Source organism: Williamsia sp. z34, assembly GCF_059553395.1.
Genome location: NZ_JCANWW010000004.1, coordinates 204,345 through 223,844 on the forward strand (window position 1 = coordinate 204,345; position 19,500 = coordinate 223,844).

Below are 19,500 nucleotides of genomic sequence, written 5' to 3' on the forward strand. Positions count from 1 at the left end.
ACTTTCATTCTTCAACAATTTTGAGGGCTTGAGTCGGACAGTAACGCACCGCACGCTCCACGTCTGCCGAATGGCTGCTATCTGGTTGCGGGTCAAGGAGCTTCACCGAATCCCGCTCGGCCTCGAAGAGGTCGGGTGCTTCCATCTCACACATCCCGTGCCCCTGGCACAGGTCCAGGTCAACTTCGATTCTCACAAGATCCTCCTCACCACAGCTCTGAGCACTAGCTGCTGCGCTTGCGATACTTGACTTTGCAGGGTTGGGCCAGCTGCACAACCATTTTCGAGTGGTCGTTCTTGTAGGACTCGGACGGCTGGGACATCTCGAACTCATAGTTCTGCAGCAGCACCGAGAAGATCGCCTTGAGCTGCATGATCGCGAATTGTGCACCGACACAACGGTGCCGGCCCGCACCGAAAGGAATCCACGTCCACCGGTTGACGAGGTCTTCTTGGCGGGGTTCGAGATAGCGGTCCGGGTCGAAGCTGTCGGGTTCAGGGAAATCCTCGGGCAGGCGGTTCGAGATCGCCGGCGACACCGCAATCGCTTGTCCGGGCTCGAGTTGGACGTCTTCGACCACGAACTCGTTCTGCACCACCCGCATCAACACGATCAACGGCGGATGCAGACGCAGAGCTTCCTTGAGTGCCGATTCGAGCTTGGGGATCTGCCGCATCGCACCGAAGCTGTATTCGGCTCCGCCCGAGTAGATTTCGTCGAGCTCGTCGGTGACCTGATCCATGTACTCCGGATGGCGGAGAAGTTCGATCAGCGTCCACGCCGCGGTGCCCGAAGTGGTGTGGTGGCCGGCGAACATCATCGAGATGAACATGCCGGTGATGGTGTCGGCGGTGAAACGCAGGTTACCTTCGTCATCCTTGATCGACATCAGGACATCGAGCAGATCCCGGTCCTCGTCCGTCGCCGGCTCTCCGACGAGACGGGTGTCCATGATCCCCTGGACCAGCTCCACCAAACCGACTCGGGCGGCATCGCGTTTACGGAAGCTCTCGATGTCTGCGTAGGCGTCGACGTAGGCGATCGGGTCGGTGCCCTTCTCCAGATCGTGGTAGAGGTGCGCGAACCGTCCGTCGAGTTGTTCCCGGAACTTCTTGCCGATCAGGCAGGCAGACGATGTGTAGATGGTCAGCTCGGCGAAGAACTCCAGCAGGTCGATCTCACCCTCATCACCCCAGTTGGCGATGATGCGCTCGGTCTCCGCGGGAATCGTGATGGCGTGTTGCTTCATGTGGGCACCCTTGAGCGCCTGGTTGTGGAGCATCTCCGAACGACGTTCGGGGCTGGCGTCGAAGACCACGCCCTCGCCGAAGATCGGAGTCATGAACGGGTAGGCGGCGGCCTGATCGAGGTCTTCTTCCGAGGCACGGAAGAAGGCCTCGTTGGCGGCGGCACCGGAAACCAGGGCAACCTCACGGTCGGCGAGCTGGAAGACCCCGACATTGCCGCATTCCTCACGGACCCGCCAGAACAGGCCGATCGGGTCGCTGGCCAACTCGTCGAGGTGGCCGTGTTCGCCTTCGCCACCCGATACGCGCTTGGGTTTGGTGAGTGTCATTTGCTGTCTCCTCCAGTGCGTTCGATCGGGGCTTCTGCCTCGACCTCGACCAGGCGCATATGGGCCCCCCGAGGCATGGAAACGATGGTTGTGATGGCTGTTGCGAGGTGTTCGGGCTTGAGGAAGTTGCTGTGCCGGGCCAGGCCCCAGGGGACCCAGTCGTTGAGAACCGATTCGGCGACCTCGGCGGGGAAGTTCATGCCCATGCCGGTCATGACCTGGCCCGGCCGGACCAGGCTGGAGCGGACACCGGTGCCTTCGAGTTCCATTCGGGCGACGTCGGACAGGCCTTCGACGCCTCGTTTGGCCGCCACGTAGGCGGCCATCTGCGGCCGCGGCCAGGTGACGACGTCGGAGCTGACGAACACGAAGTCACCGCGCTGCCGCTTGACCATGTCGGGGACGACCCGGCGGAACAGTCGCTGGGCGCCGAGCAGGTGGATGTTGACCTGCGCGGCGAAGTCGTCGTTGCTGAGTTCGTGGGCACGGCCCGGCTCGAGGTCACCGGCACCGGAGACCGCCACCTCGATCGGGCCCAACTGGGCTTCGGCCTTGGTGACGAACTCATCGATCGATGCCGCGTCGGTGACGTCGAGCGGTAGTGCCACCGCCTCGCCTCCCGCCGCGTTGATCTGATCGACGAATTCCTGGGACTTCTGAACTCGTCTGGCGCCCAGTGCAACCGGATAACCGGCGGCGCCCAGCATCACCGCGGTGGCGGCGCCGATCCCAGAGGATGCGCCGGCGACGATGACCGGACGGCGATCGGGATGAGCGGGGAAACGAGGCATTCAGCGCACCTTCACCTTCATGGGGAGCGACGCGAATCCGCGGACGTTGACCGAATGCACGCGGGCGGCGTTGTCGATGTCGATGTCGACCTGATTGATCGACTGCACGATCTGTGAGAGAGCAACATTCGCCTCGAGCCGCGCCAGATGCGCGCCCAGGCAGAAGTGGGTACCGAGGCCGAAGCTGGTGAGCGTCTGCGAGGAGTCCCGGCCGATCAGGTAGCGGTCCGACTCGTCGAAGACGTCCTCATCACGATTGGCCGATCCCAGCAGCAGCAGAACCCGTTGGCCGGCGGGTATGGTGTAACCACCGTATTCGACGTCCTCGATCACGCGCCGAAGCACGATTTGCGTCGAATTGTCATACCGCAGAGTCTCTTCCGTCCACTGCGGCACCGCTTCGTGATCGGCCATCGGAATCGCCAGCTGATCCGGGAAACGCCAGCCCCAGTACACCGCGTTGGACAAAAGCTTGGTGGTCGTCTCATTGCCGGCGACGATCATCAGGATCATGAAACCGATGATCTCGTCTTCGGTCAGCCGGGTCTTCTCGCCGGTCTCGTCATCGAGGATCTCGGCGTCGAGCAGCGCCGAGACCAGATCGGTGCCCGGCTTCTTGCGCCGCTCCACCAGCAACTCGGAGTAGTAGCGGGTCAATTCGAAGTAGGCGTGAACCGCGGCTTCGGGTACGTCGAACACGCCTTCGTCGCGGTGGATCAAAAGGTCGGATTGGGTACGCAGGTGCGCGCGGTCGCCGACCGGCACGTCGAGCAGCTCGGAGACCACGTCCATCGGCAGCAGGCCGGCGAACTCGGTGACGTAGTCGAACTCCCCCATCTCGAGGCAGCGACTCCAATGTTGTTGCGTGAGTTCACCGATCCGATCGGCCAGCTCGGCAACACGTTTCGGTGTGAAACCCTTCGAGACAAGCTTGCGGATGCGCATGTGCTTCGGATCATCGAGCGCCAGAAATGACATCGACTTGTGCGCATCGGGTCCGTAGGCGGCCGGGTCGAGCGAGACTCCCCAACTGTTCGACAACCGCGCCGCATCCCGGAAACCGGTCCGGACATCCTCGTGCTTGGAAAAAGCCCAGAAGTCCATGTCCGCGTTGTGATAGACCGGCGCCTCGGCCCGCAGCCGCGCATAGGTCGGATACGGATCCTCGTGGAAGTTGTAGTCGTACGGGTCGAATGAGAGCTTCGTCTGTGCGGTCATCGGCGCTCCAGCAGTAGTTTTGCCGCGGCAACCAGCCGATCGGCGATGGCGGAATACGATTCGTAACCCATACCGGCGCGGACCAGAGCACCGGAATACAGCATTTCCAGGGCTTCGAGCTCCCCCTCGTCGACGGGCTCACCTGAGTCACCGGCCAGCGCATCCGAAATTCGCTGGCGGATCAGCAGACCGATCCGCAACCGGAGATGTTCGACGTCGGGGTCCGATCCCAGCAGCGACGCGGTGACCGCGCGCGCGAGGTGACTGTCGTCCTCGACGGCCAGCGACACCGAACGCAGCACCACGGCGACCCGGTCCGCGCGCGGCGCCGACGGATCGGGTTCGGTGATGCCCTCCGCCAACCGACGCCAGAACAGCTCGGCGACGACGTGTCCCTTGGAGCTGAAGTAGGTGTAAGCAGTCGCCGGGGCAACCCCGGCGCGCTTGGCCACCGACCGCACGGTGAGGGCGTCATATCCGACCTCACGGAGTACCTCGACCGCGGCTTCGGTGAGCTTGCCGACGGTCTCGGCCTGCGCGGTTGTGAGTCGGCGGCGGGTGGATTCGAAAGAAACCGGACTGGACATGGACAGTGACGTTACACTACGTTCAAACCGCAGTCCAGACACGTGTCCAGAAGGAGACGACCAGTTATGACGCTCAGACCAGAAACCAGCTCCGAGCTGCTGATCGACGGAAAATTGGCGCCCGGATCGGGGGGCACGTTCGCGATCATCAACCCCGCGACAGAAGAGGTCATCGGCCACGCGGCCGACGGCACGACCGGGGACATGGATGCCGCCATCGGTGCCGCCCGCATCGCGTTCGACACCACCACGTGGTCGCGTGATCACGCCTTCCGTGCCCGCTGCCTCCGCCAACTCCGGGATGCGCTGCAAGGTCACATCGAAGAACTCCGTGAGATCACCATCGCCGAGGTGGGCGCCCCGGCATTCCTGACCTCCGGCCCGCAGCTCGAAGGCCCGATCGCCGATCTGGGCTACTTCGCCGATCTGGCCGAGAGCTACGAGTGGGAGACCGACCTCGGGCGCGCCAAGCCGATGGGCATCAAGACCCATCGCACGGTGCAACGCGAGGCGGCCGGCGTCGTCGGTGCGATCACCCCGTGGAACTTCCCCCACCAGATCAATTTCGCGAAGATCGGCCCCGCCCTGGCCGCCGGTTGCACCGTGGTACTCAAGCCCGCTCCCGACACCCCGTGGTGTGCGGCCCTGGTGGGCAAGGTGATCGCCGAGGAGACCGACTTCCCACCGGGCGTCATCAACATCGTCACGTCCAGTGATCACAGCGTCGGGGCGTTGCTGTCATCCGATCCGCGCGTGGACGTCGTCTCCTTCACCGGTTCGACCGCCACCGGCAAGAAGGTGATGGTCGCTGCGGCGGAGACGCTCAAGCGGGTCTTCCTCGAACTCGGCGGCAAGTCGGCCTACATCGTTCTCGACGACGCCGATCTGGGGGCCGCCTGCTCGATGGCCGCGTTCTCGGTGGTCACCCACGCCGGCCAGGGCTGCGCGCTCACCACTCGCATGCTGGTGCCCCGCGAGAAATACGATGAGGCAATCGAATTGGTCAAGGCCGGGATGGCCGGGCTACCCGCCGGTGACCCGACAGATCCCGGGACCATCTGCGGTCCGGTGATCTCCGCGGTCCAGCGCGAGCGGATCGAGGGTTACCTCCAGCTCGCCCGCGACGAAGGCGGAACCATCGAGATCGGTGGCGGACGCCCGGCCGACAAGGACAAGGGCTTCTTCATCGAGCCGACGTTGATCTCCGGGCTGGAGAACTCGGCGCGGGTGGCGCAGGAAGAGATCTTCGGGCCGGTCCTGGTGATCATCCCGCACGACGGCGACGACGACGCGATCGCCATTGCCAACGACTCCCCCTACGGCCTGTCGGGCGCGGTGTGGGGTACCGATCCGGAGCGGATCAAGAAGGTCGTCGACGGCGTACGCACCGGAACCATGGGTATCAACGGCGGTATCTGGTACTCCGCCGACGTCCCGTTCGGTGGCTACAAGCAGTCCGGCATCGGTCGCGAGATGGGCGTGGCCGGGTTCGAAGAGTATTTGGAAATCAAAGCGGTGGCGACACCGGCATAAGGAGATCGACTGATGAGCAACAACAGATTTGACGGCAAAACGGCGATAGTCACCGGCGCTGCCGGTGGCATCGGCGAGGTCTATGCCCGCAAGCTCGCCGGCGAGGGTGCGAATGTCGTGATCGCCGACCTCAACGACGAGGCAGGCAAGCAGGTCGCCGCCGACATCGGGGGTCTGTACGTCAACACCGATGTCGCCGAGCCCGAATCCGCGCAGGCCCTGGCGGCGGCAACGCTGGAGGCCTACGGGCAGATCGACTACCTGGTGAACAATGCGGCGATCTACGGCGGCATGCAACTGGACTTCCTGATCACGGTCCCGTGGGACTACTACAAGAAGTTCATGAGCGTCAACCTCGACGGCGCACTGAACGTCACCCGCGCCGTGTACGGGCAGATGAAGCCCGGTAGCGCCATCGTGAACCAGTCCTCCACCGCCGCATGGTTGTACAGCGGTTTCTACGGTCTGGCGAAGGTCGGGATCAACGGCCTGACCCAGCAGCTCGCCACCGAGCTCGGCGGATCGGGGATCCGCATCAACGCGATCGCCCCCGGTCCGATCGACACCGAGGCGACCCGATCGACCACTCCGAGCAGCATCGTCAAGGACATGGTCGGCAAGATCCCGTTGTCGCGCATGGGCACTCCCGAAGATCTCTCCGGTATGTGCCTGTTCCTGCTCTCCGACGAGGCCGGCTGGATCACCGGTCAGATCTTCAACGTCGACGGCGGACAGATCATCCGATCATGAGCGAACAACAGGCCGCCGACACCGCGTCGGACCAGAGCGCACCGGTCGGCTTCATCGGCCTGGGCAACATGGGCGCACCGATGGCCGAGCGCCTGGCGAAATGGCCGGGTGGCCTGGTCGTCTGCGATACGCGGCCCGAGGCCACCATCGAAGGATCGACCCGAGCCGATTCCCCCGCCGAAGTCGCCAAGACCGCCACCGTCATCGGCGTGACCGTCCTCAATGACGAGCAGGTCAACACCGTGGTCGCCGGATCGCACGGCATCCTCGAGACCGCCGCGCCGGGCACCGTCATCGCCATCCATTCCACAATCGGACCGCAGACCGCGATCGATCTGGAGAAAGTGTGTGCTGCACAGGGCGTCTCACTGGTGGACGCGCCGGTATCCGGTGGGGCCGGCGGCGCCAAGGAGGGCCGTCTGGCGATCATGGTCGGGGGTGAGCGCGAGGCCTATCTGAAGTTGAAGCCGCCCTATTCGCTGATGTCCGACATGATCATGCACGCGGGTCCGATCGGCGCCGGAACCAAGATGAAGTTGGCCCGAAACCTGCTGCACTTCATCTCCTTCACCGCCGCAACCGAGGCCTCACGGCTGGCAGAGGCGGCCGGGATCGACATCGTCAAACTCGGCAAGGTCGTCCGTCACACCGACGCGATCACCGGTGGCGCCGGTTCGATCATCCTGCGGGACAACACAGCTCCCATCCCGCCGGACGACTTCTGGTACGACATCCTGAGCCACGTGCGCGACCTCGGCGAAAAAGACCTCGGTCTGGCACTGGCCCTCGGTGGCGAACTCGGCGTCGAACTCCCCTTGGGTGAAGTAGCTCTCGACCGGTTCGCAGACGGTCTGGGCGTGGGCGGAGACGCAGCGAAGCGGAGCTCGACCGATGGCCGAGACGCAGCGAAGCGCAGCTCGACCTCTGGAAAGGAAAAGAAATGACGACCGAACAGGGTTCCTCGAACGGTGAACAGGCACCGACCTCGGAGCTGCGCCAAAAAGGCATGGACACGATGGCCAAGGTGTACGGCTTCGAGATGCAGGACGGGCCGGGTGATTTCTACGCCTACCTCACCGAACATCTCTTCGCCGACGTCTGGAACCGTGAGGGCCTGAACTTCCGTGACCGCCGCCTGCTGATCTTTGGCGTCCTGGCCGCAACCGGACAGATCGATGTGGCCGAGATCCAGGCGGGCGCAGCACTGGCCAACGGTGAGCTCACCGGTGATGAACTCCTCGAAATCGCCCTGTTCCTCTGCTATTACGTCGGATGGCCGCAGGGTTCGAGGATGAACATGATGTTCGGCTCCGTCATCCAGAAGCACGAGGCCAAACTCGCAAAGCAGAACAAGTCGACATGACCTTCTTCGCGACGCGCTACGACTTTCGTGCGCCAGGTGCCACGCCGGACGGACGGGCCGAACTGTTCAAGCGCGCCGTGGAGCAGGTCGGTTATCTCGACACCCATGATCAGGACGCCGTGATGCTCTCCGAGCATCACGGCTCACCTGACGGCTATCTGCCGAACCCGCTGATCGTCGGGTCCGCGTTCGCCGCGTGCACCGAGCGGATCCAGATCACCATCTCCGCGATCGTGGTGAATCTACATGACCCGCTGCGCCTGGCCGAGGACATCGCGCTCCTCGACAACCTGAGCGGCGGCCGGGTGACGTACACACTCGGGCTCGGCTACCTGCCCGCCGAGTACGAGCAGTTCGGCAAAACCTGGGCCACCCGCGGTGACGACATCGAGCGCGCCATCGGTGTGCTGCGTCAGGCCTGGACAGGTGAGGAGTTCGAGTACGACGGACGCAGGGTTCGCGTCACCCCCGCTCCCCTGTCCCAGCCGCATCCATTCCTGTTCTACGGCGGCGGTTCTCGGGCCGCAGCCCGGCGGGCAGCCCGTCTCGATCTCGGTTTCGCTCCACAGGTCGCCGACCCGGACCTCCGCGACCTCTACGACGCCGAATGCCGCAGACACGGTCGGAAACCGGGTTTTGTCATGACACCCCCACCCGGACCGTCCACCGTCTTCTGCGCCGAAGACCCCGACAAATTCTGGCACGCGTACGGCGACCACCTCCTCGCCGACGCCCGCGCTTACGACGCCTGGCACGGTGATCACGCTTCCCACGTCCGCGACAGCTCCACGACCGTGGACGAACTCCGAAGTGGCAGCGGATATGTCGTCTGTACTCCTGACGAACTCATCGAACGCTGCCGCAGCAAAGAGTTCCGGCTCGTCACCAGCCACCCGCTCTGCGGCGGGATGCCCGAGCAGCCGTCATGGGACAGCGTCCACCTCATCGGCGACAAGGTGATCCCCGCCCTGCGCACCTGATCCGACGGCCCGCGCGATCGTCCGGCCGAATGTGTCCCATCACGGTCGGCTTCAAACCTCGCCACCGGTTAACAATCTCCGACATCTTGGCGCATCGTGCGCAACTCGTAGGAAACAACTTCTCGGTAGTTTCGGACATCCGACAACGCACCGGAGGATCACTGTGCCCGAAGAGTTTTCGAAAGCTGCCGCGGAACTGCTATCCCAGGGACTCGGCAGGCGCCGATTCCTCCAGAGCGTCGCCGCGATCGGTGCCGGGGTCGGTGTCGCGGGAGTGACCGCTTCCTGCTCCGACGCATCTCCGGGACCGACCGTGTCGTCACCGGCCCTGCCTTATGCCGGCGGTGTCCCGATTCTGCAGCCGGGGCAGGGCGAGAGGTCCGGAGACCTGTATCTGGGGTCCGTTCCGGACCAAGTGCTGTGGGGATATGTCCCGAACGTGCACAGCTCCCCGGCGATTCGGATGAAATCCGGCCAGACCATCACCATCGACACCGTGTCACACGAGGGCATACTCGAAGACCAGGGCCGTAACCCGATCGAGTACTTCGGAACCAAAGGCGTCGCAGAGACCGATGTGTTGCAGGACGCTGCCGCCATCGCCGCGGACTACAACCGGACACCGCGGACCTTCAGCAAGGACGGCCCCCATGTGGTCACCGGACCGGTATTCGTCGAGGGCGCCGAACCGGGAGACGTCCTCAAGATCGAGACCCTGGAAGCCATTCCGCGCGTGCCGTACGGCGTTGTCTCCAGTCGACACGGCAAGGGTTCACTGGCAAGAACCAGCGACGGTGGCGCACCCGCAGGCATCGACCTCGCCGAGGTGATGCCTCCGGTCGGAACCGACGGAAGGGCTGACCCCGACCCCACACGACAGGGCAACGTTTCGATCTTCACATCCATCGAAGATGGGTTGGGGGTTATGCCCTTTGGACAGGGTTCTCGCGTCCGCTTTCCGCTCCGTCCGTTCATGGGCATGATGGGTGTTGCATTTTCCACCGATGCCGATCCGACGGCGCCCACCTCGAACTCGATCCCGCCCACGCTGGGTGGCGGCAACATCGACATTCGACTGCTGGGCGAGGGGTCGTCGTTCTATCTTCCGGTCTTCGCGCCCGGTGCGCTGTTCTACGTCGGCGACCCACACATGGCGATGGGCGACGGGGAGGTCGCACTGACAGCGATGGAGGGTTCGCTGCGCGGCACCTTCCGCTTGACGGTCTGCAAGCCCGGATCCGGGGACGCACCGAGTGTCGCGTACGGCTACCCCTTCGCGGAAACTGCCGAATCCTGGATCCCCATCGGCCTATCCGATCCCGACGGTGCGATCGACGGCCAGAGCAGCGACCTCAACGCCGCAATGCGACGCGCTGTCGTCAACGCTCTCGACTTCCTCGAAAACGATCGGGGCATGGACCGTGCAACCGCCTACGCATATCTCTCGGCGGCGGCCGACTTCACCGTGTCACAGGTGGTCGACCGGACCGTCGGTGTACATGGTCAGATCTACAAGGACCACTTCAGCTGATGACCAAGGCTCCCCGATTCCGGCGACCGAGTTGCACGTGAAACCTTGCACCCGGTCACGTCACACAACCTTCGAATAGCCCGTCGTAGCCTACGAGCATGAGGAAACCTTCATGGGTGGAGCTCGCCGGTCGCAACGCGGCCGCCGAGTCGATATGCCTCACCGGACTCTCGAGGTCATGGGATCGCCGGTAGCCAGTGCCCCACTCCGCGCGATTTTCTTCGCCTTACTATCGAAAATGGTTGCACCTGAACGGCATTAGCCACAAATAATCCTTGCGAACACGCGTTCGAATGGGTACAGTGGAGTCAATCGACCACACGTATCATGTATCTGACGCCTTCCCCGCAGACACACTCCGGTCGACGTTCCCGGTTCGTGTTCCCGTTGGAAGGTGCTGTGCCATGCGACTTCTCGAGATGGTCGACGATCTGGTCGACTTGCCGATACCCGACGATGCCAACGCTGTGGTGGGGGTGGTGAAGGATCTGATCACCCTCCGCAACGCCACCGAGCATCAGTTGGCGGTGTGTGCGGCGGTGATCGACGAGTCGGGGATCGCCCGTAAGTCCGGGTCTACGACATCAAAGTTGCTGCAGGCCAAAGGTGCAGCGCCGGCATCTGCATACCGATGGCTGCGCATCGGACCTGGTTTGGCGGGTCTGGATCGTACGGCCGGATATTCGCGCGACGGGTTCTTGTCATCCGAACACGTGGACGCGGTGGTCAAGGGTGTGGCGCATGTGGTCGGGCGATCCGCGGATCCGGTCACCGCCGAGCAGCAGGTCGGGTTCGAGCGGAAACTGTTGAACCACGCCATCTCCGGAGCACCACCGGCAGAAATCAGCGCCGCAGCCCGGGCACTGGGTAACGAGGTCGCCGCAGATACCGGTGGTCCGCCGCCGGCCGAAGACCGGTCGTTGAACAGTCTCGAATACAAAGTCCGTGAGGGCCGCTGTGTCGGCACGTTCGATGTGGATGCTGTCATCGGAGAAAAGTTGCACTCGGCGTTGGACCGGTGGTCCCGGGCACATCCCGAACCCGACGGCTCGGATGATCCGCGTTCCCCGACCCAACGCCGCGCCGACGCCCTGCACCGGTTGTTGGACTGCGGCGGTGGTGGACAGACGTTGGTGTCGGCGCCGCGGACCGAGGTGATGGTGACCGTGCCTGCCGATCATCCCGAGGCCGCGACCCTGCCCTGGATGGGTCCGGTCACCGAGGCGACCGCTGCGATGTTGGCGTGCGATTCGGCGATCACCTCGATCACCCTGGACGGACAGGACGTCCCGATCGATCTGAGCCCACCGAAACGGCTGTTCACCGGGCTGGTCCGCAAAGCCATCATCATCCGCGACGTCTGCTGCGTGAAATGCGGCGGACATGCGAGCTGGTCGGACTGTCACCACATCGTGCACTTCGTGGACGGCGGCGCGACCACTCTGGAGAACGGGTGCCTGCTCTGCCGGACCTGCCATATGGCGGTCCACAACACCGGCTGGGATGTGATCATGGGCTCCGACGGGCACCCGTGGATGATCCCGCCCGCCGATATCGACCCGCAGCGAAGACCCCTACCGGCCTACAACCGACGCACCCTGACCCTCGCCGCCTGACCGGATCATCCTCCCTCAATTCACACGCTTCCCACCAGCGCACCCGAGCTCTCGTCGGGACCGTGCATGAAAATTGACAACTCCATAGTGTGACGCCGGTGCTGCCGCCGGAGACGAACCCCCGGCGGCAGCACCACCCCGGCCTCTGGCGTGGGTAACGTGAGGGCCGTGTGTGGACCAGAATCCCTGTCGGTGGCTGAGCCGAACGCCGTCCGGTCGATCTGGCAGGGGCTCGACCTGCCCGGACTCGTCGACGTACACACCCACTTCATGCCGAAATCGGTGATGGACAAGGTGTGGGCATACTTCGATTCGGTCGGACCGATGGTCGGCCGCGAGTGGCCGATCACCTATCGTGCCGATGAGGACCAGCGCATCGAGACGCTGCGCGACTTCGGTGTTCGGGCATTCACCTCGATGATCTACCCACACAAACCGGACATGGGGGTCTGGCTGAACAGTTGGGCCGCCGATTTTGCAGCTCGCACACCCGACTGCCTGCGCACGGCCACGTTCTACCCGGAGGTGACGGCGCCGGCGTATGTCGCCGATGCCATCGAATCCGGTGCAGCAGTGTTCAAATCGCATATCCAGGTCGGTGACTACAGTCCCACCGATCCACTTCTGGACGATGTCTGGGGCACGATCTCCGACGCCGGTGTACCAGTGGTGATCCACTGCGGGTCGGGCCCGGCACCGGGTACATACACCGGCCCTGAGCCCATCAGTGAACTACTGCAACGCTTTCCGCAACTACCACTGATCATCGCCCATATGGGTATGCCCGAGTACGACGACTTCCTCGACCTCGCCGGCATCTACGGCAACGTCCATCTCGACACGACGATGGCGTTCACCGCATTTGCCGAGGAAGGTGCACCGTTTCCGACCGAATCGCGGCACAAGCTGACCGACCTAGGTGATCGCATCCTATGGGGCAGCGACTTCCCGAATATTCCGTACAGCTACACCAGCGCACTCGAAGCCGTCATCGACCTCGGCCTGGACGACGACTGGGTGCGAGGCGTGCTGCACCACAACGCGGCCCGCCTGTTCGGTATCGAAACCTGACTCAACCGCCTGGTCCTTGAGCAATTTCGGCCCGCTCGACGGCAATTTCGGCACGCTCGACGGCTTCGGGCCGGCGGGTTCGGGGTCGACGGTGGAGCTGGCCGGGAGAACGGCTAGCTCTGCCGCGCCGCCTGCGCCGCGATCCGGGCTTGCACCTCGGGACGCCGGAGCGGGGGAACGGACTTGGGCGGCTGCCGTCGTGGAGGCAACGCCTGCAGCAGTTCCGTGGTCGCCGCGGTGACCCGCTCGACGGCGAGCTCGAACGCTTCGACACTCGCCGCCGACGGTTTCTGCACGCCGCTCACCTTGCGCACGTATTGTCGCGCCGCCGCTTCGATTTCGACGTCATTTGCGGGCGGCTCCAGCCCTCGGAGCTCGGTGATGTTGCGGCACATGGGCTAACTCCTCATCGTTCTCGATTTATCATTCCGATATCTTGACAACCGCTTTGCCCAGGACTTTTCCATTGGCCAGATCGTCCAGGGCCTGCGGGAGATCGGCCAGGGCATAGGTGCGATTCACCGGGGGGCGCATCCCGGCTGCGACCATCGCGGTGAGGTCGTCGTGGAGTTTCGCGGGCAGATCGGGATGTGTACGCACGTATTCGCCCCACGCCGCACCGACCACGGAGATGTTGCGGAACAACACCCGGTTCAGCTTGACCGTCGGAATACCGCCGGCCGCGAACCCGATCACCACGAACCTGCCGTCGGGAGCAACCTGACGCAGCGCCTCGTCGAACACCTCACCACCGACCGGGTCGATCAGCACATCCACACCGTTGCCGGTGAGTTCCTTTATCTTTGTACCCCAGCCTTCTTCGAGCTGGACCACCTCGTCGGCTCCCAGACCCCGCAACAATTCCTCGGCACCCTTGCGGTGGACGATGGCGATGACCCGGGCGCCCATTGCCTTGGCCACCTGAATGGTGGCGACACCGACGCCGCCGGCACTACCGAGCACACCAACGGTCTCGCCCGGCTGCAGATTGGCCCGCGTCTTCAGGGCAAAGATCGCAGTCTGCAGGTTGATCCCCATCGCCGCGCCCTCGTCGAAGGTCAATTCCGGCGGAATGGGTAGCAACTGCTCATCAGTGGCGAGTACCTGCTCGGCAAATCCACCGACCACCGACATCACCTGAACGCGATCACCGACGGAGTACCGGGACGTGGCCGGCGCCTGCGCCACCACACCGGCGACCTCGGTACCGGGCGTGAACGGGGTCGGGATCCGCAGCTGGTATTTGCCCTGACTCATCAGCAGGTCGGGAAAGCAGACTCCGCAGGACTTCACGTCGATGAGCAGCTGATTGTCGGCCGGTACCGGATCGGGGACCTCCGTCAGGGTCAACCCACTCGGACCTGTCTCTTCGTTCAGTATCTGAGCCTTCATAACGCCCAACCCTACGCGGGGACGCCGATAGGATCACTCATATGACCTCTGCTCCCCAGAAGCACGACGACCAGCCCAGTGAACTCCAGCTCCAAGCCGCCATCGATGCCCCCGGCTTCATGCCGATCGACGAGGCGACCGCACTGTATCGGGTTGCGCGCCAATACCTGTCAGCCCCCGACGCAGTCGGAATCGGTGTCGAGATCGGCACCTACTGCGGCAAGTCCACCGTCTTCCTCGGTGCCGCTGCCCAGCCGGTGGGCGCCACCATCACCACCATCGATCACCACCGCGGGTCCGAAGAACACCAGCCGGGCTGGGAGTACCACGACACCAGCCTCGTCGACCCCCATACCGGCACGCTGGACACCTCGGCCCGGTTCCGACGCACGATGTGGGACGCCGGACTCGAAGACACCGTCATCGGCCTGCTGGCCACCTCCACAGCCGCCGCCCGCATCTGGGGCCGGCCCGCGGATTTTGTGTTCATCGACGGCGGGCACAGCAGCGAAGCTGCACAGAACGACCTGGCCGGATGGGCTCCCTGGGTCCGTATCGGCGGCGCCCTGCTGATCCACGACGTGTTCCCCGATCCGGCCGACGGCGGCCGGCCACCGTTCGAGATCTACCAGAAGGCACTGGGCACCGGGCAGTTCACCGAGGTCGGCGCACAGGGCTCACTGCGGGTTCTACGGCGCGACTCCGGGAACCCGGGTCAGCCCCTGTTCTGAGCGGTGCGGGTCTCGGCGGGTCGGGGCAGGCGGTGCAGCTGCACGTCCAGCACGGAATCGTCGCCGATCGTGGCGGTCATGTACGTGCAGTGCGGTTGCCGCCTCCGATCGGTCGGTGACCCCGGATTCAGCAGCCGCAGCCCGGTGTCGGACGTGGTGTCCCAGGGAATGTGGCTGTGCCCGAACACCAGGACGTCGGTGTCCGGGTAGGCCGCCGACATCCGCTTCTCCCGTCCCGTCGCGGCCCCGGTCTCGTGGGTGACGGTGAACCGCAGACCACCGAGCACGGCGTCTGCGCGCTCGGGCATCCGAGCGCGCAGATCGTCGCCATCGTTGTTGCCCCAGCAGGCGATCAACCGGGCCGACCGCGCCTCGAGCGCTTCGTACGACGCCAGATCGATCCAGTCGCCGGCATGGATGACGACGTCGGCGCGCTCGACCGCCTCCCAGACGGGCGCCGGCAGGTCACGGGCCCGCTTGGGGATGTGGGTGTCGGAGATGAGCAGTAGGTCCACACCTACGACGGTAACCTGCCGGCGGACATCAGCCCCGATACTGCTCGCGCACTTTTCTTTTGAGAATCTTCCCGGTGGCACTACGCGGAAACGGTGCCAGGTCGAACACCACCGCGGCAGGAACCTTGTAGTCGGCGAGCGCGTCGCGCACGATGTCCTTGACCTGGGCCTCCGTGAGGTTCACACCGTCCCGGGGTGCGACCGCCGCGACCACCACCTCGCCACGTCGCTCGTCCGGGACCCCGAATACGGCGACCTCGGTGAACCGGTCCGAGGCCATCAGTGCCTGCTCGACCTCGGCACAGTAGATGTTCTCCCCCGCCGAGATCACCATGTCTTTCTTACGGTCGACGACGAACACCAGACCGTTGACGTCGAGATAGCCCAGATCGCCACTGCGGTACCAGGATCCGTCAAAGGTCGCAGCCGTCTCGGCAGGACGATCGAGGTATCCCGCCATCACCAGCGGCCCTCGGACCTGCAGCTCGCCGACCTCGCCGGCCGGCAGAACCGTTCCGGCGTCATCGACCACCCGCACCGACATCACCGGACTCAGCGGTCCGGACGATTCCGGATACGCGGCGAGCAGGTCGCCACCGGCGGTACACACACTGCCGGCCGCTTCGGTCATCCCCCATCCCACACTCCGGCCGGCCGACGGGAGCACCTCGCTGATCCGGTTCACCAGGTCAGGTGGGGTCGCCTGCCCGGCGGGTGCCACGTTCACCAGACTGGCGAGCGCCTCGGGCGCCGGGTTGGTCGCCAGCAGATCCGTGATCACCATCGGCGGACCCGCCAGCATCGCCAGCTTGTGCTCGGCGATCAATCCGATCGCGGTCTGCGCGTTCCATCGATTCTGGATCACCACAAACCCGCCGGAAGTCATCGAGGTCAGGACGCAGACCAGACCGGAGGTGTGGAACAGCGGAAAGATCAGCAGCGCCGACAGGCTCGGCATCAACCCGCGCAGCGCATCGGGTTCCATCCCGTACTTGCGGGCATTGGTGAGGATGTTGACCTCTTTGATCATCAGCAGGTTCATGACCATCGTGCAGATGTTGCGTTGCGTCAGCAGCACACCCTTGCTCCGGCCCGAGGTGCCCGAGGTGAACAGGATCAAACACAGCGATTCCGGGTCGACCGCGACCGGTGCCGGCGGATCGAACGACTCCGCCATCACGTCGGCATATGACCGGGCCGACCCACCGGGCAGCGCGTCACCGACCACCAACAACGGCACCTCTGAGCCCGCCGAACGCACCATCTCGGCGCGCTTGTCGTCGGCGATCACCACCACACAGTCGGCATCTGCCAGTGCGTGACCGGTCTCGACAACGGACTCCCGGCTGTTGAACAGCACCGCGGCGCCACCACAGCGGGCGATGGCCATGATCGAAATAACATACGCCACTTGATTTTTCATCAGGATGCCGACCCGGCTTCCGGGTCCGACGCCATACTCGGCGGCCAGCGCTCCGGCCAGGCGTCCGGCCTGCTCTGCGACCTCACGATAGGTGTATTGGACGTCGTCCTCGATCAACAGGATCTTGTCGGCATAGGTCTCGACGAGTTCGCGGAACACCATATCCAGCGACGCCGGGGCGTCCCGGTAGACCAGCATGGACTCACCGCGGACCTGGGCTGTTGCCAGCGCAAACGGACCATCCGGCCCGGTCAGGTCAGATTCCAGCTCGCGATAGAGCGACACCGGTTCGAGGACTGCACTCACGATCGACCACCTCCTTGGCTGCACACGCCACCGAGCATATGAGAACAAGTTCTAGTTTTATGACGAAAGGCCAGAATCGGTCACGCGGATCTGCTCGATGTGGCGTCGGCGACCGCTCGACACCCGCTGCCGGGACCACCTCGCCGTACCCCAGACGCAAGGCCGGGCACGATCGAGACATTCGCATCAGCCTCGGACATGCCTGACAGTGTTGATGATCGGCACGTACTGCACAAGGGTTTACGCCGAAGCAAAGAGAACACGAAAGTGTTTGAGCGACAACGCCTGCCAATTACGCCATTCGTCAACACAGTCGGCGGCCCGGCGGTTAATCTGCAGCAATGCGTGCAGCCGTCATCGAAGGTGGAAGGTTTGTCGTCCGCGACATCGCCGAGCCCCGGCCCGCGTCCGACGAGGTGCTGATCCGGGTCCACGGCTGCGGCGTCTGCGGCTCAGATCTCAAGACCTATCCCCTGCTGCCCGACGGCGCGATCATGGGGCACGAGTTCGCCGGTGAGGTCGCCGCCGCCGGATCGGCCGTCGCCGATCAGTGGCCCGAGGGCACACCGGTCGCCGCCATGCCGGTGATCGGGTGCGCCGCGTGTGGTTCCTGTGCGGCCGGGGATCCCGCCCGATGCGCCACCCCGCAGGCCGTGGGGCTGGGGATTCGACCCGGCGGATTCGCCGAATACGTCACCGTGGCAGCGTCCGGCACCGTCGCGCTCGACGCCTCGGTCAACCCCCGAGACGGCGCCCTGGTCGAACCGCTGGCGGTGGGTCTGCACGCCCTGAACAGGGGTGGCGCGGCTGCCGGTGACCGCCTGCTCATCGTCGGCGCCGGCCCGGTCGGATTGTCGGCACTGGTCTGGGCTCGATACCGCGGCATCACCGACATCACCGTCTGCGATCCGGTGGCCCAGCGGCGGCAGGCGGCCGTGGGTCTGGGTGCAACGCATGCCATCGACCCCACCACCGCCGGCGTCGGAACCGGCTTCGACCTCGTCGTCGAATGTGTTGGCAAGCCAGGGATGATCGCTACCTGTCTCGACGCGGCCGGTCCACGCGGCCGCATCGTCATCGCCGGGGTCTGCATGGAACCGGACACCTTCATGCCACTGGGCGCCGTCGTCAAAGACGTGACGATGAGCTTCGTCAGCTACTACACCGTCGACGAATTCCGCACCGCTGCGGCGGCTTTGGCCGATGGCAGCCTCCGGCTCGACGGGTTTGTCAGCGGTTACGCGACCCTGGACGACCTGCAGCAGGTCGTCGACGGACTGTCCCAACCGAGTGACCAGCAGAAGATCATCATCACGCCCTAGGAGAGCCCCATGCAGTCAAGCCCGCTTGTCATCATCACCGGCGGTGCCTCCGGCATCGGATGGGCCAGCGCACAGACATTGAGCGCCAGAGGGTTTCGGGTGGTGATCGCCGACATCAACGCCGACGCCGCACGCGAACGGGCCACCGAACTCGGCGGCAACACAGTGGCTGCCACCGTCGATGTCGCAGACGAGGATTCGGTGCGTTCACTGTTCGAGTCGGTGAGCACCGACCACGGCCAACTGACGTCGGTGGTCAACTGCGCAGGCCTGACCATCCCCGGCGCACTGGCAGATCTGAGCCTGGCCGACTGGAACACCACCATCGCCGTCTGTCAGACCGGCACGTTCCTCACCTTCAAATACGCTGCGCACCATATCGCCGACGGTGGTTCGATCGTCACCATCGCCTCACTCAACGGCCGCCAACCCGCCCCCGGCCTGGGCGCCTACTGCGCGGCGAAGGCCGCGGCCCTGATGCTGACCCAGGTCGCCGCCCTCGAACTCGGTGCGCGCGGCATCCGGGTCAACGCGATCTCCCCCGGCCTGGTCGACACCCCACTGGTCGCCGGGCTGTCCCTGGTCCCCGGCATGACCGAGGACTACATCGAGAACACCCCACTGGGACGCAGCGGCAAACCCGAAGAGATCGCCGCGATGGTCGCGTACCTGCTGTCCGACGAGGCGTCCTGGATCACCGGTTCCGCCTTCGACATCAACGGCGGCGCTCATACCAAGCGCTATCCCGATCTACTCGAACACGTTGCCGCCATGGGTTTGTGACCGCCGGTCGG

20 protein-coding genes are annotated in these 19,500 nt (G+C 64.5%); 11 read left to right on the forward strand and 9 right to left on the reverse strand.

The genetic code is table 11. The features are described from left to right. Positions 1-4: 4 nt before the first annotated feature. Genes AC51GT_RS12165 through AC51GT_RS12185 form a run of 5 tightly spaced genes read right to left on the reverse strand, consistent with a single transcriptional unit; the run spans position 5 to position 4,173 of the window. Entirely contained in the window at positions 5-196 is a 192-nt protein-coding gene (locus tag AC51GT_RS12165) for a ferredoxin (protein ID WP_496323220.1), read from the reverse strand. A 28-nt stretch (positions 197-224) separates the two neighbouring features. Beyond that, entirely contained in the window at positions 225-1,577 is a 1,353-nt protein-coding gene (locus AC51GT_RS12170; RefSeq protein WP_496328907.1) for a cytochrome P450, read from the reverse strand. Then, positions 1,574-2,368, reverse strand: a complete 795-nt coding sequence (locus AC51GT_RS12175; protein ID WP_496328908.1) for an SDR family oxidoreductase — start codon at positions 2,366-2,368, stop codon at positions 1,574-1,576. Before AC51GT_RS12175 ends, AC51GT_RS12170 begins: the two co-directional genes overlap by 4 nt. Next, positions 2,369-3,586: a cytochrome P450 gene (locus tag AC51GT_RS12180; RefSeq protein ID WP_496328909.1), complete on the reverse strand. Its 1,218-nt coding sequence runs from the start codon at positions 3,584-3,586 to the stop codon at positions 2,369-2,371. It lies immediately after the preceding gene. Then, entirely contained in the window at positions 3,583-4,173 is a 591-nt protein-coding gene (locus AC51GT_RS12185) for a TetR/AcrR family transcriptional regulator (protein WP_496323216.1), read from the reverse strand. The genes AC51GT_RS12180 and AC51GT_RS12185 overlap by 4 nt, the downstream gene beginning before the upstream one ends. 66 nt (positions 4,174-4,239) lie before the next feature. Here AC51GT_RS12185 and AC51GT_RS12190 point away from each other — a divergent pair, with 66 nt between their 5' ends. The 8 genes from AC51GT_RS12190 to AC51GT_RS12225 all read left to right on the forward strand — a co-directional run bounded on the left by AC51GT_RS12190 (position 4,240) and on the right by AC51GT_RS12225 (position 13,017). Beyond that, positions 4,240-5,706 (forward strand): aldehyde dehydrogenase, encoded by a 1,467-nt coding sequence (locus tag AC51GT_RS12190; RefSeq protein ID WP_496328910.1) that lies wholly within the window; start codon positions 4,240-4,242, stop codon positions 5,704-5,706. A gap of 12 nt (positions 5,707-5,718) precedes the next feature. Then, positions 5,719-6,456, forward strand: coding sequence for an SDR family oxidoreductase (locus AC51GT_RS12195; RefSeq protein ID WP_496323214.1), 738 nt, complete (start codon positions 5,719-5,721; stop codon positions 6,454-6,456). Further along, positions 6,453-7,400: an NAD(P)-dependent oxidoreductase gene (locus tag AC51GT_RS12200; protein ID WP_496328911.1), complete on the forward strand. Its 948-nt coding sequence runs from the start codon at positions 6,453-6,455 to the stop codon at positions 7,398-7,400. Before AC51GT_RS12195 ends, AC51GT_RS12200 begins: the two co-directional genes overlap by 4 nt. Further along, a complete protein-coding gene (locus AC51GT_RS12205; protein ID WP_496328912.1) occupies positions 7,397-7,819 on the forward strand; it encodes a carboxymuconolactone decarboxylase family protein in 423 nt (140 codons plus the stop codon). Before AC51GT_RS12200 ends, AC51GT_RS12205 begins: the two co-directional genes overlap by 4 nt. Next, positions 7,816-8,799, forward strand: a complete 984-nt coding sequence (locus tag AC51GT_RS12210) for an LLM class flavin-dependent oxidoreductase (protein WP_496328913.1) — start codon at positions 7,816-7,818, stop codon at positions 8,797-8,799. The genes AC51GT_RS12205 and AC51GT_RS12210 overlap by 4 nt, the downstream gene beginning before the upstream one ends. A 163-nt stretch (positions 8,800-8,962) precedes the next feature. After that, positions 8,963-10,330, forward strand: a complete 1,368-nt coding sequence (locus tag AC51GT_RS12215; protein WP_496328914.1) for an acetamidase/formamidase family protein — start codon at positions 8,963-8,965, stop codon at positions 10,328-10,330. Between the two features lie 404 nt (positions 10,331-10,734). Next, on the forward strand, positions 10,735-11,946 hold the full coding sequence (locus AC51GT_RS12220) for an HNH endonuclease (RefSeq protein ID WP_496328915.1): 1,212 nt from the start codon (positions 10,735-10,737) through the stop codon (positions 11,944-11,946). Between the two features lie 192 nt (positions 11,947-12,138). Next, positions 12,139-13,017, forward strand: a complete 879-nt coding sequence (locus AC51GT_RS12225; RefSeq protein WP_496328916.1) for an amidohydrolase family protein — start codon at positions 12,139-12,141, stop codon at positions 13,015-13,017. A gap of 113 nt (positions 13,018-13,130) precedes the next feature. On the opposite strand, the gene AC51GT_RS12230 is transcribed toward AC51GT_RS12225, so the two are convergent. Then, positions 13,131-13,412 (reverse strand): DUF2277 domain-containing protein, encoded by a 282-nt coding sequence (locus AC51GT_RS12230; protein WP_496323207.1) that lies wholly within the window; start codon positions 13,410-13,412, stop codon positions 13,131-13,133. A gap of 28 nt (positions 13,413-13,440) precedes the next feature. Next, positions 13,441-14,409 (reverse strand): NADPH:quinone oxidoreductase family protein, encoded by a 969-nt coding sequence (locus AC51GT_RS12235; protein ID WP_496328917.1) that lies wholly within the window; start codon positions 14,407-14,409, stop codon positions 13,441-13,443. A 41-nt stretch (positions 14,410-14,450) separates the two neighbouring features. Here AC51GT_RS12235 and AC51GT_RS12240 point away from each other — a divergent pair, with 41 nt between their 5' ends. Then, a complete protein-coding gene (locus tag AC51GT_RS12240; protein ID WP_496323205.1) occupies positions 14,451-15,140 on the forward strand; it encodes a class I SAM-dependent methyltransferase in 690 nt (229 codons plus the stop codon). Here AC51GT_RS12240 and AC51GT_RS12245 read toward each other — a convergent pair. Continuing rightward, a complete protein-coding gene (locus AC51GT_RS12245) occupies positions 15,125-15,655 on the reverse strand; it encodes a metallophosphoesterase family protein (RefSeq protein ID WP_496328918.1) in 531 nt (176 codons plus the stop codon). The two genes, AC51GT_RS12240 and AC51GT_RS12245, sit on opposite strands and share 16 nt — an antisense overlap. Before the next feature lie 28 nt (positions 15,656-15,683). After that, a complete protein-coding gene (locus AC51GT_RS12250) occupies positions 15,684-17,384 on the reverse strand; it encodes a class I adenylate-forming enzyme family protein (RefSeq protein WP_496328919.1) in 1,701 nt (566 codons plus the stop codon). 341 nt (positions 17,385-17,725) lie between these two features. On the opposite strand from AC51GT_RS12250, the gene AC51GT_RS12255 reads away from it, so the two are divergent. Next, entirely contained in the window at positions 17,726-18,706 is a 981-nt protein-coding gene (locus tag AC51GT_RS12255) for a zinc-dependent alcohol dehydrogenase (protein ID WP_496328920.1), read from the forward strand. 9 nt (positions 18,707-18,715) lie between these two features. Continuing rightward, positions 18,716-19,489 (forward strand): SDR family NAD(P)-dependent oxidoreductase, encoded by a 774-nt coding sequence (locus AC51GT_RS12260; protein WP_496323201.1) that lies wholly within the window; start codon positions 18,716-18,718, stop codon positions 19,487-19,489. Positions 19,490-19,500: the final 11 nt, after the last annotated feature.

Bases quoted from the DNA above. Each gene is read 5' to 3' on its own strand.
- AC51GT_RS12235 (WP_496328917.1), bottom strand. From the start codon at position 14,409: ATGAAGGCTCAGATACTGAACGAAGAGACAGGTCCGAGTGGGTTGACC.
- AC51GT_RS12180 (WP_496328909.1), bottom strand. From the start codon at position 3,586: ATGACCGCACAGACGAAGCTCTCATTCGACCCGTACGACTACAACTTC.
- AC51GT_RS12230 (WP_496323207.1), bottom strand. From the start codon at position 13,412: ATGTGCCGCAACATCACCGAGCTCCGAGGGCTGGAGCCGCCCGCAAAT.
- AC51GT_RS12260 (WP_496323201.1), top strand. From the start codon at position 18,716: ATGCAGTCAAGCCCGCTTGTCATCATCACCGGCGGTGCCTCCGGCATC.
- AC51GT_RS12195 (WP_496323214.1), top strand. From the start codon at position 5,719: ATGAGCAACAACAGATTTGACGGCAAAACGGCGATAGTCACCGGCGCT.
- AC51GT_RS12175 (WP_496328908.1), bottom strand. From the start codon at position 2,368: ATGCCTCGTTTCCCCGCTCATCCCGATCGCCGTCCGGTCATCGTCGCC.
- AC51GT_RS12185 (WP_496323216.1), bottom strand. From the start codon at position 4,173: ATGTCCAGTCCGGTTTCTTTCGAATCCACCCGCCGCCGACTCACAACC.
- AC51GT_RS12200 (WP_496328911.1), top strand. From the start codon at position 6,453: ATGAGCGAACAACAGGCCGCCGACACCGCGTCGGACCAGAGCGCACCG.
- AC51GT_RS12240 (WP_496323205.1), top strand. From the start codon at position 14,451: ATGACCTCTGCTCCCCAGAAGCACGACGACCAGCCCAGTGAACTCCAG.
- AC51GT_RS12220 (WP_496328915.1), top strand. From the start codon at position 10,735: ATGCGACTTCTCGAGATGGTCGACGATCTGGTCGACTTGCCGATACCC.
- AC51GT_RS12255 (WP_496328920.1), top strand. From the start codon at position 17,726: ATGCGTGCAGCCGTCATCGAAGGTGGAAGGTTTGTCGTCCGCGACATC.
- AC51GT_RS12210 (WP_496328913.1), top strand. From the start codon at position 7,816: ATGACCTTCTTCGCGACGCGCTACGACTTTCGTGCGCCAGGTGCCACG.
- AC51GT_RS12190 (WP_496328910.1), top strand. From the start codon at position 4,240: ATGACGCTCAGACCAGAAACCAGCTCCGAGCTGCTGATCGACGGAAAA.
- AC51GT_RS12170 (WP_496328907.1), bottom strand. From the start codon at position 1,577: ATGACACTCACCAAACCCAAGCGCGTATCGGGTGGCGAAGGCGAACAC.
- AC51GT_RS12205 (WP_496328912.1), top strand. From the start codon at position 7,397: ATGACGACCGAACAGGGTTCCTCGAACGGTGAACAGGCACCGACCTCG.